Raw genomic sequence first — 16,484 nt, forward strand, 5'->3', positions numbered from 1 at the left:
CGTTCGGAGCATCAATTCCCGACATAGGGTGTAAATCCCGGAGGTTGTAGTGACGGGCGCGATCAACGCTTCGGATGGGCCTTCTTTCGAGGCGCACACCGCGAAATCAGAGTCGGTCATCGAAGCTGACATACCGCGACGCACCCTCCGTGTCGGTGTTCTCGGATTCTCTGTACTCGGTGTTCTGGCAGTCGCGTCCGTGCTGATGGTTCTTTTCGCCGTGCCGATGAATACGCGGTACTGGGGCATCTTCGAAAATTTCCTCGATCTCGACGTCTACCGCCACGGCGGCAGCGTTGTGGTTCAGGGCCTTCCGTTGTACGACGGGCCAGTCCTGGACGGGATGATGTTCACGTACACCCCGTTTGCGGCTTTGCTGTTCACGGTGTGGGCGGTGCTCTCGTTCAAACAGGCGATTGTCGTGTGGACGGGTTTGAACATCGCTGCGTTGTTCGCAGTGATCGTGTTGTGCTGGAAGTATCTCGGTTATCGGCTCGACGTGAAGGCGTACGCCGTGAGTGCGTTGGCGACGACGATCTTTCTGTTCATGGAACCGATACGTACGACGCTCTGGCTCGGGCAGATCAACATCTTCCTGCTGCTCTTGATCGTGTGGGACCTCGGTCGGGACGAGAAGAGTCGGCTCCGAGGAATCGGGGCAGGCATCGCCGCCGGCGTGAAGCTCACTCCGGCCTTCTTCTGGGCGTACCTCTTCATCACTCGTCAATGGCGTGCGTTGGTGACGGCCGTCGTGACGTTCGTTGCGACCGTTGCGATCGGCTTCGTCGTGATCTATAACGATGCGTACAAGTACTGGACCGGCACTCTTGTCGACAGCGAACGCGTCGGACCGACGGATGCTCCGAGCAACCAGTCCGTGTCCGGTCTGATCGCTCAGCTCACTCACACTCCGACGCCGTCGCGGGTCCTGGTCCTAGTCTTCAGTGCGCTGGCGGTATGCCTCGGACTCGGTGCCGCGTGGATTGCTCACCGGCACGGCCAGAAATTGCTCGGCCTCACCATGACGGGGTTGACTGCGACCACTGTCTCGCCGTTCTCGTGGGGCCATCACTGGGTGTGGTTCGTCCCGCTGGTCGTCCTCGCCGCGCACTACGCGATGGTGTCGAAGAAGCGCTGGGCGTGGGTGGCGCCGTTCGTTTTCCTGCTCCCGGTCTTGAACTGGTCTCACACCTGGTGGGACCCGTCGGTCATTCCGGGTACGGATCGCTTCATCGGAATGGGCCTGTTCATGTTCGTGCCGCCCGAGTATCTGCGGATTCCGACCGTCGGCGTCTACCTCTGGGTCTTCACGCTTGCCGCGGTCTCGACGTTGGTTCTGTTCGGCTGGAAGAAGTGGAAGATTCCGGCCCCGGATGCGTCGGCGCCGGTCACAACTGCCGCCTGACGTGGCAGTATCGGACTCATGGCACTTCAACTGAACCTTGTCGGTGACCCCGAAGCTGATGCCCTCCTGGCCGAGGACCCGTTGGCGTTGTTGATCGGAATGCTTCTCGATCAACAGGTTCCGATGGAAACGGCCTTCCTCGGTCCGAAGAAGCTGGCGGATCGGCTCAGCGGTATCGACGTCAGGCGTATCGCCGACATGGACACCGACGAGTTCATCGCCGTCTGCGCCGAGCCTCCGGCTGTGCACCGATTCCCCAAGTCGATGGGCGAGCGTATCCAGCTCATGTGCCAGTTCATCGTCGAGAACTACGACGGCGACACCGCGGCGATCTGGACTTCGGGAAATCCCGACGGCAAGGAAGTACTGAAGCGGCTCAAAGCCCTACCCGGTTACGGGGATCAGAAAGCCCGGATCTTCCTGGCGTTGCTCGGAAAACAGATCGGCGTCGAGCCGAAAGGTTGGCGCCAAGCGGCCGGCGACTACGGGCTCGAAGGTTCGAGGCGCTCGATTGCAGACGTGGTCGACGAACAGTCTTTGCTCGAGGTCCGCGAGTTCAAGAAGGCCGCAAAGGCAGCAGCGAAGGCCGACAAGAAGTAAGTCGCTTTCAGGATTTCCGGGACCCGCTGGCACGCACTACTTTCATCAGGTCGCCTGCGGGACCCTCGAGCTGACGCGGCGGGCGCCACACTGCGCGCAGGGATCGGTCGAGTTCCAAGCCTTCGACGGCTACCACCCGAAGTTCTCCCTGCTTCACCTGGTCCTCGACGGCCAGCGTGCTCAGTACAGCCGGGCCGACGCCACCGAGCACGCTGGTTCGAATCGCGGCCGAACTACCCAGTTCCAACAACGGTGCACCGCGCTCGTATTCGTGTAACGCCAGGTCGAGAGTCGTTCTGGTTCCCGATCCGGGCTCGCGCACCAGCAGCGGCGTCGCTGCCAGTTCGGCGACGGTCAGCGGCTTTCGTCGACGCGCCCATGGATGATCCGGATGAACGACCACGACCAGCGAGTCACGCGCGACGGTGACGCTGGACAGGCTCTTCGGAACGGTCGGTGACTCGACGAATCCGAGGTCGCACATTCCCACCTCGACAGCCTCGAGGACGCGGGTCGAGTTGTAGACCTGAAGGTGGACGGTGACACCAGGATGTAGTGACCGAAAGATACCGAGCCAGGCCGGAATCAGATGTTCGGCGACGGTCATGCTGGCACACACGGTCAATTCCGCGGATCGTTCGGTCCGCATCCCTTCGGCGACGTCGAGAAGCTGCCTCGAGTTGGCGAGGACGCGGCGCGCCCAGTGGACGATGACGGTCCCCTGCGGAGTCAAAGCCGCCCCCGTCGACCTTCGGTGTATGAGTGGCATCCCGAGCTGCCGCTCGAGGGCTTTGACGGCGCGGCTGGCATTCGGCTGCGCAATGTTTGCTGAACGGCTTGCCGCACTGAGACTTCCGTGATCATCGATGCCGATGAGTAGCTCGAGAGTGGTGAGGTCGGGCCACCGTCTGGTCATGCAAACAGGCTATACCGAACTTCACGTTCATATCGATTTGATATGCCGTGATGGTAGAAATCGCCCTACCGGAGCGATGGTGGCTCAAGGACGCTGGATGAGTGAACCGTGATGTGAAGTCCGTGGCCGAGAAACCCGCAGTCGCCCCTTCGTCAGAAGTACGACGGTGGTCCAGTGTGGCTGCATTGGTGCCCGGAGTTGCGTTGTGCGCCTTGGGGGCCACGGTCGCGCTGATAGCCGGTCAGTTCACCTCCGCCGTGAGTCCGTTGCTGATTGCGATCGTGGCGGGTGCGGTGTTGGCGAATACCGTCTCTTTGCCGGCGAAATTCCAACCTGGCCTGGCATTCTCGGCGAAACGGCTACTTCGGGTGGGTATCGCTCTGCTCGGGCTGCAATTGATGTTCTCCGACATCGTCGGTTTGGGCTGGGGAGTGATCGCCGTTGTGGTGGCGATTGTGTTCCTCGGTATCGCCGGGACCATGTATGCCGGAAAACTTCTCGGATTGAGTTGGTCGCAGAGAATTCTGATTGCCTGCGGCTTCTCGATCTGTGGCGCTGCCGCCGTGGCTGCTGCGGACGGTGTGGTGAATGCGCGAGAGGAAGAGTTGCTCACCGCTGTTGCGTTGGTGGTGATCTTCGGAACTCTGATGATTCCGACAATCCCACTGTTGGCCAACGCTTTCGGTATGAACGAGGTCGGTGCAGGCATGTGGGCCGGTGGGTCGATCCACGAAGTGGCGCAAGTGGTGGCTGCCGGCAGCGCTCTCGGCGCCACCGCGTTGGGTGTCGCGACCGTGGTGAAACTTGCGCGCGTGTTGATGTTGGCGCCGGTCATGGCGTTTCTGAGTATCCGGCAACGCAGGATGGTCGACAGCACCGCCACCAAGCGTCCTCCGTTGGTTCCGTTTTTCGTCGTGGCGTTCATCGGCTGTACGGGCTTGCGCTCCACGGGCATCTTGCCGGATGAGCTTCTGGGGCTGGCGAAGACGGTGCAGACGGCGCTGTTGGCGGCCGCGATGTTCGCACTCGGGCTGGGGGTGCGGTTGAGCGTCATTCGTGGAGTTGGCGCCCGGCCATTCGTGCTGGCCGCGATTTCCACTGTGTGGGTGGCAACGATCGCCTACGTCGGAGTCGTGCTGGTCAGCTGATCGAGCGCTGAGTCCGCCACGCGCTCGGGCTCATCGAGAACTGAGTGCGAAACCAGCGCGAGAAACTACCCTGCGTCGAAAACCCGAGGTGCACAGCCACTTCGGTCAACGAATAGCGAGGGTTGGAGACAAATCGTTCCGCGAGGGAGCTTCGAACCGAATTGAGAACGGCCGTGAACGTATCTCCGGATTCGGCGAGATGACGGTGCAGTGTCCGCCGGTCGAATCCGAGACTGCGTGCCACCTGCTCGACAGAGCAGCGGCCGGTCGGAAGCAGAACTTCGATCAATTCCTTGGTGCGGCTGAGGGTATCGGAGGTTTCCGAGGCGGGAAGCGAGTCGAGGAACTGGCGAGCGTACGGCCGGAGTAACTCGTCGGAAAGTTGGTTAGCCGCATCCAGGTCGGCGGCGAAGAAAACGATACCGGTGAACTCGTGATCGAATTCCACCGTCTCGCCGAGGATTCGCCGATGCGTGCTCGTGTCTTTCGGGGCATTGTGCGTGAATCCCACGCTGACCGGTTGCCATCGAGAACCCAGGAAACTCCGCAGGATCTGCAGTGTCGCGCCGACTGCGAGTTCGACGCTCTGTCTGGTGTCGACCGGTTCGCCGACCTCGAGCGAGATTCGCAGGGTGGCGAGTCCGTTGACCTCGTTCAATCGAATGCGTAATGACTCGTTGTACGTGTGCTCGTATCGCATCAATACGTCGAGTGCGCTCCTGACGTCTGGCTCTTCCCTGATGACCAAGCTGAGGGGGCCGAGATTGGACAGTCGACGCAGGCCGGCGAGTAGAAGCCCGAAGTCTTCGTGTCCGGACTCCGCTGCCGATCGCTCCAGGAGCGATGCGATGGAGGCGGCCGGTACCCATTGGTCGGGGTTCGCCAGGCTTGCCGGGCTCAGGCCGACACTTCTCATGAGGGCCACAGCGTCCACGTCCACTGTTCGGCACAGGTCGACGTATCGGTTCAGTGACGCGTAGCGGGCGAGTGGCTTCATAGGTCCCCCTTTACTCGATGTCCCGAAATGTTGTGTTGTGTGTCTCGTCAAGTTAAGCATGTGAGCCGGATCTCACATAGTTTTGTTCACATCAGTTCGGCACGACCACGAAGCCGAGCACCGACTTCTGGAAGTTGTTGCGTACGAATACAGCTCGACCGTAATCGAGTCGAGCCCGCCCACAGAATTGGAGAGCATTGATGGCAAACGCCATTCGGTTCCACGAGATCGGCACACCGTCCGTCATGCGTTGGGAAGAGATCGAGGTAGGACGACCGGGCGCCGGAGAGGTTCGGGTTCGTCATGAAGCGGTGGGGTTGAACTTCGCCGACACCTACTTTCGAAGTGGCCTCTATCCTGCGCAATTGCCTGCCGGGATGGGCGTCGAGGGCGCGGGTGTGGTCGAAGAGATCGGCGAGGGAGTAGTCGATTTTGCAGTGGGGGACCGTGTGACCTACACCGGCAGTCCGCTGGGTGCGTACGCCACCGAGCGGATCATGGCGTCGTCCGACCTGATCGCGCTACCCGACGGCATCGCCTTCGACACCGCGGCCGCCATGACCATGCGAGGACTGACTGCCGCCTACCTTCTACGTCGCATCTACCCATTGAAAGCGGGAGACACCGTGTTGCTACATGCTGCGGCGGGCGGGGTTGGACTGATCTTCACCCAGTGGGCAAAACTGTTGGGAATCAATGTGATCGGAACGGTGTCGAGCGACGAGAAGGCGAGCGTTGCCCGAGCTCACGGTTGCGATGAAGTCGTCATCTACACCCGCGAGGACGTCGTCGCGCGTGTCAAGGAGATCACCGGGGGCGTCGGCGTGCCGGTTGTCTACGACAGTATCGGGCATTCCACGTTCGACATCTCTCTCGATTGCCTTGCCAGGCGGGGGCTGCTGGTGTGCTTCGGAACGGCGTCCGGACCGACTCCGCCGATTCAGGCAATGCAGTTGGCAGTCAAGGGATCACTCTTCCTCACACGTCCGGCTCTCGCCGATTACATCGCGGATCCCGAAGAACGTGCCGAACTGGCGGGCGAACTGTTCTCACACGTCGAGTCCGGGCGAATCAAGATCGAGATCAACCAGCGGTACCCCCTCGAAGATGCGGTGCGTGCGCACCACGACATGGAGTCCGGTCGCAGTATCGGTTCCTCCGTCTTCTCCGTCTGAACCGAAACAGCACTTCCCAGAGGAATTGTCATGACCAACACCGCAACGCTCACAGAAAACCTTCCCTCGTCGAGGAATACGATCCGCGTCGAGAAATTGACCTGTTCGATCGGGGCAGAGTTGTCCGGGGTGGATCTCGGCGAGGTCGCGCGAGATGATGCACTCTTCGCCGAAATCAAGGCATTGTTGCTCGAACACAAGGTTCTGTTCTTTCGCGACCAGACCTTCTCCAAAGCCGAGCACGTAGAACTTGCCCAGCGATTCGGTGAACTCGAGGATCATCCGGCTCTGGGCAGCGACCCCGACCACCCGGGCCTGGTCCGCATCTACAAGGATCTGGACAGCCCGCCGGAGCATTTCGAGAATGCATATCACTGCGACGCCACCTGGCGCGTTAACCCGCCCATGGGATGTGTATTGCGTTGTGTGGAAACACCTCCTGTCGGCGGCGACACGATTTGGGTGAACATGGCACTCGCCTACGAGAATCTGCCGGCGCGGGTCAAGGAGCAGATCAAGGATCTGCGTGCCAGGCACAGTATCGAGTCGACCTTCGGCGCTCGGATGCCGATCGAACAGCGGCACCAGCTGAAGGAACGCTTTCCCGACGCCGAACATCCCGTGGTACGAACACATCCGGAGACCGGCGAGAAGATTCTCTTCGTCAATTCGTTCGCCACACACCTCGTGAACTATCACACGCCCGAGAACGTCCGCTATGGAATCGATTACGCCCCCGGCGCCGGGAATCTGCTCACTTACCTGGCGAGCCAGGCTCAGATTCCCGAGTACCAGGTTCGGTGGCGTTGGACCGAAAACAGCGTCGCGATCTGGGACAACCGTTCGACACAGCATTACGCGGTGCAGGACTACTGGCCCGCGGTTCGAAAGATGGAGCGCGCCGGAATCATCGGCGACGCACCGTTCTGATCTCTCTTCCCAGCCCCGAAGATAAATTCATTCACTCGATCGGAGTCACGCTATGCATTTCCACGACGATTCACTTTTCCCCGAAACCCAGGACAAGCTTGTCATCACCGTTGCTCCCTACGGACCGGAGTGGGAGCCGGACGATTTTGCAGAAGACCTCCCTCTGTCGATGGACGAGCACGTCCAGCAAGCCGTCGACTGTTTCAACGCCGGTGCCACAGTTCTCCACATCCACGTGCGTGAACTCGACGGCAAGGGCTCGAAGCGTCTGTCGAAGTTCAACGAGCTTCTCGGTCGCTTGCGTGAGGCCGTTCCCGAGATGATTCTGCAGGTCGGCGGGTCGATTTCGTTTGCCCCGGAGGGGGAAGGTGCCGATGCGAAGTGGTTGTCCGACGACGTGCGTCACATGCTGGCGGAATTGGAGCCGGCTCCCGATCAGGTGACGATCGCGATCAATACCAGCCAGATGAACATCATGGAACTGATGACCGACGACGACATCGCGGGTACGTCGATGCAGCGTCCGGAATTGGCCGATACGTATCGGGAAATGACTGTGCCCGCCGGTCCGGAGTGGGTGGCAGAGCACCTGCGCCGGTTGCAGGCCGCCGGAATCCAGCCGCATTTCCAGTTGTCCAGTATTCCGCAGCTCGAAACGGTGGAGCGGTTGATCCGACGCGGCATCTACACGGGTCCGGTCAACCTCACGTGGGTCGCAATCGGCGGCGGCTTCGACGGACCCAACCCGTACAACATGATGAACTTCGTCCAGCGTGTTCCCGACGGTGCGTGCCTGACGCTGGAAACGCTGATGCGTAGCGTCCTGCCGGTGAACACGATGGCCATCGCGATGGGCTTGCACGCTCGCTGCGGCAACGAGGACACCATCTGGGGCCGCAAGGGCGAGAAGATGACGTCGGTGCAGCAGATCGAGCAGTTGGTGCGCATTGCAGGCGAATTGGGCCGCGAGGTGGCTACCGCGAAGGAAGCTCGGGACATCTACCGGATCGGTGAGACGTATGCCGACACCGACGAGACGTTGGCGAAGCTGGGTTACGCGCCCAACCGCCGGATCGGCCAGCTGGGATTCACGCAGCACGCCTGAGTTCGCACCCTCTCGTACAACAGTTCCGGGGGTACGAACCGCGACGGTTCGTACCCCCGAATCCCCCCGTCTACCTCGAGTACTTCCTAGGAGAGTCATGGGACTGCAAGCTCCCGCCACGCCACGTGTGGACACCGCGCTCGGAATCGGCGGACGACGAAAGTTATACCCGTGGATCGTTTTCGCCCTGGCTTTCGGTCTTCTGCTCTCGGACTACATGTCGAGGCAGGTGCTCAGTGCAGTCTTCCCGATCCTGAAAGCGGACTGGGATCTCTCCGATTCGCACCTCGCCTCCCTGAGCAGCGTGGTGGCATTGATGGTCGGGCTGTTGACGTTCCCGTTGTCGCTGCTCGCGGACCGCTGGGGCCGCGTCAAGAGCTTGATCTTGATGGCGGTGTTGTGGAGTGTCGCGACGTTGCTGTGCGCAATCGCTCAGACCTACGAACAGATGTTGGGCGCCCGGTTCCTGGTCGGTGTCGGTGAAGCGGCGTACGGCAGCGTGGGTATCGCCGTGGTCCTCAGTGTGTTTGCGCCCCGCGTGCACGCAGCTCTTGCAGGTGCCTTCATGGCCGGTGGATCGTTCGGTTCGGTCATCGGTGTGGCAATCGGTGGGTTCATCGCAGTCCAGTTCAGTTGGCGGTGGTCTTTTGCCGCCATGGCAATCTTCGGTCTGATTCTGGTCGCGCTCTTCCGTGCCCTCGTCACCGAGAAGAAGCTCACCGCTTACGCCGTCGAGGCCGCGCCGGATGCCGCCGGGGAAGCGGTGAGACACGACGGTTTTCGTGCGCCGGTGTCCTCGCTGTTCACCAATCCAGCCGTGTTGTTCGCCTACATCGGTGGTGGTCTCCAGATGTTCACCGCCGCAGTACTTCTGGCGTGGTTGCCGAGCTTCTTCAATCGTTACTACGATCTGGCCCCGGACAAGGCCGGCGTCACGGCTTCCGTGTTCGTCCTCCTGGTCGGAAGCGGGATGGTGGTCTGCGGTTTCATCACAGATAGATTCAGCCGCGACGATTCGGCGCGAAAATGGACCACCGCCATCGTCTACTGCGCCATCTCGTTGGTGACGCTGAGCATCGGGCTCCGGTTGGGCACGGGGACAGCACAACTCGTGTTGCTCGGTATCGGTGCATTCTTCTCCGCCGGTTCGTCGGGGCCGACGGCAGCTATGGTCGCGAACCTTACCCATCACTCGATTCGAGCGTCGGCCATGGGAACGCTCACCGTCGCCAACAACCTTCTCGGGCTGGCGCTCGGTCCCTTCGTTGTCGGCATCCTCGCCGATCACCTGGGTCTTCTCGGCGCTCTACAGCTTTCGCCCTTCGTCTATGTCGTCGCGGCCCTCGCGTTGGTAGCCGGCAAGCGTGCCTATCCCGCCGGGATGAGGCGGCTGGCGACGTTGCAGAATCGGCCCGAGATCCCCGGCGCCACTGAAGTAACAGACGTTCGGAGCTCATGATGAATGAATCAACTACGGTAGTAATGGTTCCCGGTCTGCGGGATCATGTCGAAGATCATTGGCAGACTCACCTCGCGCGCAGGCTCGACAACGTTCTGACGGTTCCTCCCCTCGAGACCGACAAGCTCAGCCGCGATGCGCGGGTTGCGGCATTGAACGAGGTGCTGACAAGTGTCTGCGGGCCGGTGGTCCTGGTCGGGCACAGCGCCGGAGTCATGACAGTTGCTCACTGGGCGAGGGCGCATCATCGAGAGGTTGCGGGCGCACTTCTGGTCACGCCGGCGGATCTCGAACTTCCGCTGCCCGAGTCCTATCCGTCTCTCGAAGATCTCGACCGTCACGGGTGGCTACCGATACCGCGTCAGCGTCTGCCGTTTCCAAGCACGGTCGCGGCGAGTCGGAACGATCCGCTCGCCGGGTATCGCCGAGTTGTGGGTCTGGCTGAAGGATGGGGGAGTCGGTTGCTGGATCTGGGTGAGGTCGGACATCTCAATCCGGCGTCCGGATACGGGTATTGGCCGCGGGCGGAATCGTTGGTGCGGGAACTGCTCGAGTCGGTGTCGCGCGCCGCCTCGTCTCATGCCACGGATGCCGAGGCGCAGGAGGAACACAGTCGTGCTTGATCTTGCTGCTCTGCTGGAAGATTCGGCCCGGCGATACCCGGAACGGGATGCGCTGGTTCTCGGGGAAGCGAGGCTGACGTATGCGCAGTTCGACGCGTACGCGAATCGCATCGCCCATCTGCTCGTCTCGCGGGGTGTCGAGCCAGGTGACAAGGTGGCGTTGTCCTGCCCGAACGTTCTCGAGTTCCCGATCGTCTACTACGGCATTCTCAAGGCCGGTGGCGTCGTCGTTCCTCTGAACATCCTGCTCAAGGGGCGCGAAATTGCCTATCACCTGGCTGATTCGGAAGCGAAGCTGTACTTCTGTTTCGAGGGAAGTCCCGAATTACCGATCGCCGAGTACGCCATCGCCGGGTTCGAGCAGAGCGAGACCTGTTCGGCCCTGATCGTGATCAGCGCCGAACCGGGTGCACCGTCGTCGATCCTCGGAGTCGAGACTCTAGGCGAAGCACTGGCATCCGTGTCCGGCACGGAAACGCCTGCAGCCGCGGTTGTTCGTGAACCGACGGACACCGCGGTCATTCTCTACACCAGCGGCACGACCGGAAAGCCCAAGGGCGCCGAACTCACTCACTGCAACATGGTCTTGAATGCACTGTCGGCCAACCGGTTGTTCGAGAGCGTTCCGTCCATGCATGAGCGTTATCTCCTGACTTTGCCGTTGTTCCACTCGTTCGGCCAGACAGTGACCATGAATGCGGGAATCTGCGTCGGTGCCACTTTGGTGTTGATGCCGCGCTTCGATGCGACCGCGGCACTCGAGATCATGGAACGCGAAAAGATCTCGGTCTTCGCGGGCGTCCCGACCATGTATTGGGGACTGCTCGGCGTGCTGGACGAGGTAGTGAAATCCGGGGTGGATATCGAGACCGTTGCACAGAGCATGCGGTGCGCGATCTCGGGTGGCGCAGCGCTTCCCGTGGAAATATTGACACAGTTCCGGGAACGCTTCGGTGTTCAGATCCTCGAAGGGTACGGGTTGTCCGAGACCTCTCCGCTGGCCTTGTTCAGTGCCCCGGAGAGTGACCCCCGGCCCGGTTCGATCGGCGTGCCGATCTGGGGCGTCGAAGCGCGGCTTGTCGACGACTCTTGGCACACGATCGCCGGCCCCGATGAAGTGGGAGAGTTGGCCATTCGCGGGCACAACGTCATGAAGGGCTATTTCAACCGACCAGAGGCGACGGCGGAAGTCATGTGCGACGGATGGTTTCGCACCGGGGATTTGGCACGGGTCGATACCGACGGAAATTACTACATCGTCGATCGCGCGAAGGACATGATCGTGCGGGGCGGATTCAACGTCTACCCACGCGAAATCGAAGAGGTTCTGCTCACTCACCCAGCCGTCTCACTCGTCGCCGTCGTCGGGGTGCCGGACACGAGCCTCGGCGAAGAAGTTGTCGCGTTCGTGATCCGAGAGCCGAGTGAAGAGATCTCCGAATCGGATCTCGTGGAATGGACGCGGGAACAGATGGCCGCCTACAAATATCCGCGTCGCATCGAGTTCGTGCCGTCGCTGCCGATGACGGCAACCGGAAAGATTCTCAAACGTGAACTGAATCAAGCATTTTCGATGGTCTGAGGAGATCGATGACTGACGTTCGAGCAAGTGAAGCTTTTCCCGTGACCCAGGCCATGAAGGATTCGGGTGGCTGGAATCCGTTGTGGGACGGACTTTCGGAGCTGGATCCCGAGTGGACCGAGCTGTACATGAAGACAGCGATGCAGCCCTGGAACAGCGGGGTGCTGTCACCTCAGGTGATCCAGTTGCTGTGCATAGCCGTCGATGCGGCGAGCACACACATGTACGCACCCGGCGTACGACGCCATATTCGCGCCGCGCTCGACATGGGAGTGACCTCGAAGGAGATTCTCGAGGTGCTGAAACTGACCACCGTCGTCGGGATTCATTCCTGCAATGTCGGCGTTCCGATCCTGATGGAGGAAATCGCGAACCGCTGAGGGCGGTCAGTCCCGCTCGCGGTTCTCCCGTTCCTCCCGCTGACGCTGGAGGAACGGGCTCGGGTTCTGTCCGCCGATCGGACCGTGGCCGAGGACTCCGTGCTCGTAGGCCGACTCCGCGTGCAGGGCAACGTCGATTCCGCGGGCCTCGTCTTCACGCGAAATGCGGAAGCCGAAGGTCTTGTCGATGAGCTTTCCGAGACCGTAGGTCACACCGAAGGCATAGAGCGCGACCACGACGACGCCGACGAACTGCTTGCCCAACTGCGCGAATCCACCGCCGAAGAACAAACCTTCCGGACCGCCCGTCATCACGGCCGTCGCGAGGAGTCCGATCAGCAACGAGCCGACGATTCCACCGACGAGGTGCACGCCGACGACGTCGAGGGAGTCGTCGTAGCCGAGCTTGTGCTTCCATCCCACGGCGTACGAGCAGACGATGCCGGCGATCAGACCGATGACGAGCGCACCGAACATGTTCACCGTTCCGCACGACGGGGTGATCGCGACCAGACCGGCGACGACGCCCGAAGCTGCGCCGAACGTCGTGGGGTGTCCGTCACGATTCTGCTCGACGAACAGCCAGCCGAGTAGTCCGGTGCAACCGGCGACGAGTGTGTTGAGGAAGATCTGCGAGGCCATACCGTCGGCCGCAAGGGCCGAGCCGGCGTTGAATCCGAACCAACCGAACCAGAGCAGGCCGACGCCGAGCAGGACGAACGGCAGATTGTGCGGACGCATCGACTCGGCCTTGAAACCCATCCGCTGGCCGAGGACCAGTGCCAATGCCAGACCCGACGCTCCGGACACGATTTCGACCACGAGGCCACCGGCGTAGTCGAGTGCGCCCATCTGGGCGAGCCATCCCTGCGGATTCCACACCCAGTGAGCAACGGGGACATAGACGAGCAAGGACCAGATGGGGACGAAGATCATCCAGGCGGAGAACTTCGCGCGGTCGGCGATCGCACCACTGATGAGTGCTGCAGTAAGGATTGCGAACGTCAATTGGAAGGTTGCGAACAACACTTCCGGGACATTCCCGTGCACGGTCGACGGGTCGATGCCCGCCATGCCGATGTGTTCGAGTCCGCCGATGATGCCACCGTGATCGTCGCCGAACACGAGGCTGTAGCCCACGAACAACCACGCGACCGTGACGAGTGCGATGGAGACGAAACTCATCATGATCATGTTGAGTACGCCCGTCGAGCGGACCATGCCGCCGTAGAACAGTGCGAGTCCTGGCGTCATCAGAAGTACGAGTGCAGTACTGACGAGCAACCAGGCAGTCGCTCCGGCATCGATGGTGGCGGGCACAGTTTTCTCCTCACGCACGCGGACCAGCCCGCGTGCACGGAACCCACGATGAGTGCGTGCGGTTTCCTCCGCACTGCGATTGTGTTGCGAACATGTTTCGGGAGAAGTCGGCGTTGCACCCGCACCGGACCACCTGTCGTGGGTCGCCGGTAGTCTTTGCGCGTGGCCCTGTACCGGAAGTATCGACCCGCGTCCTTCGCCGAGGTGGTGGGGCAGGAGCATGTCACCGCACCGCTCAGCACGGCCCTCGACACCGGACGCATCAACCATGCCTACCTGTTTTCCGGCCCGCGCGGCTGCGGAAAGACGTCGTCGGCGCGAATCCTGGCGCGTTCGCTGAACTGTGAGCAGGGACCGACGTCGACGCCGTGCAACGTGTGCGACTCGTGCGTTTCGCTGGGCCCGGGCGGCACAGGCAACCTGGATGTGACGGAACTCGACGCCGCAAGTCACGGTGGCGTCGACGACACCCGAGAACTCCGAGACAAGGCGTTCCACGCACCCGCTGCTTCTCGCTACCGCGTCTTCATCATCGACGAGGCACATATGGTGACGGCGGCGGGTTTCAATGCGTTGCTCAAGATCGTCGAAGAGCCGCCGGAACACCTCATCTTCATCTTTGCGACGACGGAACCGGAAAAGGTTCTCCCGACCATCCGTTCGCGTACACACCATTACCCGTTCCGCCTGTTGGCGCCGTCGACCATGCGCGGACTCCTGGAAAAGATCTGCGCCCAGGAGGGCGTACCGGTCGAGCCTGCGGTGTATCCACTGGTCATCAAGGCCGGCGGCGGTTCCCCTCGTGACTCGTTGAGTGTCCTCGATCAGCTGCTCGCGGGCGCAGGAGAAGAAGGTGTCACGTATCCGCGCGCGCTCTCTCTTCTCGGAGTCACCGACGTCGCGCTCATCGACGAAGCAGTAGACGCCCTGTCTGCCAGTGACGGGGCCGCGTTGTTCGGCACTGTCGATCGCGTGATGGACGCCGGTCACGATCCACGCCGATTCGCGCTCGATCTTCTCGAGCGCCTGCGTGATCTCATCTTGATGCAGGCTGTTTCCGACGCCAGCGAACGAGGATTGGTCGACGCTCCGGAAGCGGAGCTGGTCACGATGCGTGAGCAGATTCAACGAGTCGGCCCGGCCACGCTCACCCGCTTCGCCGAGACTGTCCATGCCGGACTCAGCGAAATGCGTGGGGCGACGGCGCCGCGGCTGCTGCTCGAAGTGATGTGCGCGCGAATGCTGCTGCCGTCGGCATCCGACACCGAGTCAGCTGTATTGCAGCGGCTGGAGCGCCTGGAACAAGGTATTCCGGCTGCCGGAGTCGCGGCTGCCCCTCGCGCGGCAGCAACGCCGGCACCGACCGTGCCGCCGCTCGAACCGGAGATTGCTTCCAAGTTCCAACGGCCCTCTCAACGCAAGGCCGAGCCTGAGGTGCGGCCGGAACCAGCCGCGCCTGCTCCAGCTGCGGCGCCGCCGGTTGTGGAGGCTCCTGTCGTCGAACCTCCGGTAGCGGCAGTTCCCGTCGTCGAGACTCCCACTGTCGAGATCGTGGAACCGCCGGTTGCCGAAGCTCCGGTGGTTGAAGCTCCGGTTGCCGAAGCTCCAATAGTTGAAGCTCCTGTGGTTGAACCACCGGTTACTGCTCCTGTCGAGGCGGAAGAGCTGATCGGGCTTGCCGAGCCGGAACCCGACTACGAGCCCGAGCCCGAGTTCGACGAGCCGGCGGTTGCCGAAGCTGCGCCGGTCTCGGCAGGCCCCACAGTCGAGACTCTCCGTGAATCGTGGAACACCTTGCGCAACAAGGTCGGTGAACGAAACAAGGTTCTTCCGGCCATGCTGTCCGCTGCGACGGTTCACGACGTGCGTGGACATGTCGTTGTCATCGCTCACGGCTCACCGGTCCTGGGTGCTCGTGTGACGCAACCGCACAACGCGGCGGTCATTTGCGAGGTCCTTGCCGAAATGTTCGGTGGCACTTGGCAAGTCGAGTATCAAGAAGGTGCGCCTACAGCGCCGACAGTATCGAGCGCAACCAAGGCGACAGAAGCTCCGAGCCGCCCTGCCGCTGCGCCCCGCTTCTCGCGGCCCAGTCAGGAGCGCGCAGCGCAGCAGCCCAAGGCCCCACAACCCCAGCGCGGAGATTCGGACGACATTCCGCCGCCCGAGGCCCCCGACTATCCGGAAGACCCTGGACCGGCGCCTGCTCCTGAGGTCGACTACGAGGCAACTCCTCCGCCTGCAACGCCGGAGGACGAGGACGAGATGTTTGCGGAGGCGGCTGAGCCCGCTGATCCGACTGCCAGACGTGATCCCGAGGATGTTGCAAAGGAACTCCTCAAGGACGTCCTCGGAGCTCGCCGCCTCGAAAGCTGAGTTGCCGAGTCGGTCCGTGTGCGTGAAACAGCTGTCGGAATCCAGCTGCACCACTGTGTGATCGAATTGTTATAAGTGCCGTTCCCTTTGTGCGCGCGCGTCTCGAAAGCGCACCGGCTCGGCCTCGCAAAGCTGAATTGTATGTGGCTGGTTTGCTGGCACATTCGTTCGCTCAGTTCCGGTGTAACGAAACGTCGATTCGGACGATGGTCGCCGAAGAATATCTGGAAGTTCTCGTTGTCTGATGGGCATTCGAGTGCTGCTGTTAAATTTCGGTGTGTCACGAATGTTCAGATTGATAGTTGTCGGATGTTTGTTTTGCGGGGATCGACCAATTTGGGACATTCGGCGAATTGGCCACATATTCGGCATTGCGGCATTTCGGTGCAAATTCAACTGAATATTTGCCGATCTCGAGTAAATGGCGGCCGTGAAACCGGGATCCGGTACGGATGTCCAAGCAGGAGC

General features: G+C 61.5%; 14 protein-coding genes. 11 read left to right on the forward strand and 3 right to left on the reverse strand.

Annotation, left to right across the window (positions count from 1 at the left end; translation table 11 throughout):
• Window positions 1–49 precede the first annotated feature (49 nt).
• Together AC1Q6C_RS11980 and AC1Q6C_RS11985 are read left to right on the forward strand one after the other, a co-directional pair.
• Complete coding sequence (locus tag AC1Q6C_RS11980) at window positions 50–1,405, forward strand: glycosyltransferase 87 family protein (protein WP_007731573.1); 1,356 nt, start codon at window positions 50–52, stop codon at window positions 1,403–1,405.
• Between the two features lie 18 nt (window positions 1,406–1,423).
• On the forward strand, window positions 1,424–2,005 hold the full coding sequence (locus AC1Q6C_RS11985) for an HhH-GPD-type base excision DNA repair protein (protein ID WP_003943868.1): 582 nt from the start codon (window positions 1,424–1,426) through the stop codon (window positions 2,003–2,005).
• Window positions 2,006–2,012: 7 nt separating this feature from the next.
• On the opposite strand, the gene AC1Q6C_RS11990 is transcribed toward AC1Q6C_RS11985, so the two are convergent.
• A complete protein-coding gene (locus tag AC1Q6C_RS11990) occupies window positions 2,013–2,921 on the reverse strand; it encodes a LysR family transcriptional regulator (RefSeq protein ID WP_007731572.1) in 909 nt (302 codons plus the stop codon).
• A 101-nt stretch (window positions 2,922–3,022) separates the two neighbouring features.
• Here AC1Q6C_RS11990 and AC1Q6C_RS11995 point away from each other — a divergent pair, with 101 nt between their 5' ends.
• Window positions 3,023–4,069, forward strand: coding sequence for a YeiH family protein (locus AC1Q6C_RS11995; RefSeq protein ID WP_007731571.1), 1,047 nt, complete (start codon window positions 3,023–3,025; stop codon window positions 4,067–4,069).
• Here the strand turns inward: AC1Q6C_RS11995 and AC1Q6C_RS12000 are convergent.
• Window positions 4,062–5,066 carry an AraC family transcriptional regulator gene (locus AC1Q6C_RS12000; protein WP_007731570.1) on the reverse strand — a complete coding sequence of 335 codons (1,005 nt, stop codon included), beginning with the start codon at window positions 5,064–5,066 and terminating at the stop codon, window positions 4,062–4,064. The genes AC1Q6C_RS11995 and AC1Q6C_RS12000 overlap by 8 nt on opposite strands.
• Before the next feature lie 200 nt (window positions 5,067–5,266).
• On the opposite strand from AC1Q6C_RS12000, the gene AC1Q6C_RS12005 reads away from it, so the two are divergent.
• The 7 genes from AC1Q6C_RS12005 (at window position 5,267) to AC1Q6C_RS12035 (ending at window position 12,320) form a co-directional block, all read left to right on the forward strand.
• Complete coding sequence (locus tag AC1Q6C_RS12005) at window positions 5,267–6,241, forward strand: quinone oxidoreductase family protein (RefSeq protein WP_007731568.1); 975 nt, start codon at window positions 5,267–5,269, stop codon at window positions 6,239–6,241.
• Between the two features lie 30 nt (window positions 6,242–6,271).
• Window positions 6,272–7,171 (forward strand): TauD/TfdA dioxygenase family protein, encoded by a 900-nt coding sequence (locus tag AC1Q6C_RS12010; RefSeq protein WP_007731564.1) that lies wholly within the window; start codon window positions 6,272–6,274, stop codon window positions 7,169–7,171.
• A gap of 52 nt (window positions 7,172–7,223) precedes the next feature.
• A complete protein-coding gene (locus AC1Q6C_RS12015; RefSeq protein WP_003943988.1) occupies window positions 7,224–8,276 on the forward strand; it encodes a beta-keto acid cleavage family enzyme in 1,053 nt (350 codons plus the stop codon).
• Between the two features lie 97 nt (window positions 8,277–8,373).
• Entirely contained in the window at window positions 8,374–9,735 is a 1,362-nt protein-coding gene (locus AC1Q6C_RS12020; protein WP_007731563.1) for an MFS transporter, read from the forward strand.
• Window positions 9,735–10,358, forward strand: coding sequence for an RBBP9/YdeN family alpha/beta hydrolase (locus AC1Q6C_RS12025; protein ID WP_039973245.1), 624 nt, complete (start codon window positions 9,735–9,737; stop codon window positions 10,356–10,358). Before AC1Q6C_RS12020 ends, AC1Q6C_RS12025 begins: the two co-directional genes overlap by 1 nt.
• Window positions 10,351–11,940: a long-chain-fatty-acid--CoA ligase gene (locus tag AC1Q6C_RS12030; RefSeq protein WP_492666630.1), complete on the forward strand. Its 1,590-nt coding sequence runs from the start codon at window positions 10,351–10,353 to the stop codon at window positions 11,938–11,940. Before AC1Q6C_RS12025 ends, AC1Q6C_RS12030 begins: the two co-directional genes overlap by 8 nt.
• Window positions 11,941–11,948: 8 nt before the next feature.
• Window positions 11,949–12,320, forward strand: a complete 372-nt coding sequence (locus tag AC1Q6C_RS12035; protein ID WP_007731560.1) for a carboxymuconolactone decarboxylase family protein — start codon at window positions 11,949–11,951, stop codon at window positions 12,318–12,320.
• A gap of 6 nt (window positions 12,321–12,326) precedes the next feature.
• On the opposite strand, the gene AC1Q6C_RS12040 is transcribed toward AC1Q6C_RS12035, so the two are convergent.
• Window positions 12,327–13,640: an ammonium transporter gene (locus AC1Q6C_RS12040; protein ID WP_003943791.1), complete on the reverse strand. Its 1,314-nt coding sequence runs from the start codon at window positions 13,638–13,640 to the stop codon at window positions 12,327–12,329.
• A gap of 162 nt (window positions 13,641–13,802) precedes the next feature.
• Between AC1Q6C_RS12040 and AC1Q6C_RS12045 the strand changes: the two genes are divergently transcribed.
• Complete coding sequence (locus AC1Q6C_RS12045) at window positions 13,803–16,016, forward strand: DNA polymerase III subunit gamma and tau (protein ID WP_007731559.1); 2,214 nt, start codon at window positions 13,803–13,805, stop codon at window positions 16,014–16,016.
• Window positions 16,017–16,484 lie beyond the last annotated feature (468 nt).

This window comes from Rhodococcus sp. MT28 (assembly GCF_058792695.1).

Excerpts from the sequence above, each read along its gene's own strand:
- AC1Q6C_RS11990 (WP_007731572.1), bottom strand. The coding sequence starts at position 2,921 with ATGACCAGACGGTGGCCCGACCTCACCACTCTCGAGCTACTCATCGGC.
- AC1Q6C_RS12000 (WP_007731570.1), bottom strand. The coding sequence starts at position 5,066 with ATGAAGCCACTCGCCCGCTACGCGTCACTGAACCGATACGTCGACCTG.
- AC1Q6C_RS12025 (WP_039973245.1), top strand. The coding sequence starts at position 9,735 with ATGAATGAATCAACTACGGTAGTAATGGTTCCCGGTCTGCGGGATCAT.
- AC1Q6C_RS12020 (WP_007731563.1), top strand. The coding sequence starts at position 8,374 with ATGGGACTGCAAGCTCCCGCCACGCCACGTGTGGACACCGCGCTCGGA.
- AC1Q6C_RS12005 (WP_007731568.1), top strand. The coding sequence starts at position 5,267 with ATGGCAAACGCCATTCGGTTCCACGAGATCGGCACACCGTCCGTCATG.
- AC1Q6C_RS11985 (WP_003943868.1), top strand. The coding sequence starts at position 1,424 with ATGGCACTTCAACTGAACCTTGTCGGTGACCCCGAAGCTGATGCCCTC.
- AC1Q6C_RS12010 (WP_007731564.1), top strand. The coding sequence starts at position 6,272 with ATGACCAACACCGCAACGCTCACAGAAAACCTTCCCTCGTCGAGGAAT.
- AC1Q6C_RS12015 (WP_003943988.1), top strand. The coding sequence starts at position 7,224 with ATGCATTTCCACGACGATTCACTTTTCCCCGAAACCCAGGACAAGCTT.
- AC1Q6C_RS12035 (WP_007731560.1), top strand. The coding sequence starts at position 11,949 with ATGACTGACGTTCGAGCAAGTGAAGCTTTTCCCGTGACCCAGGCCATG.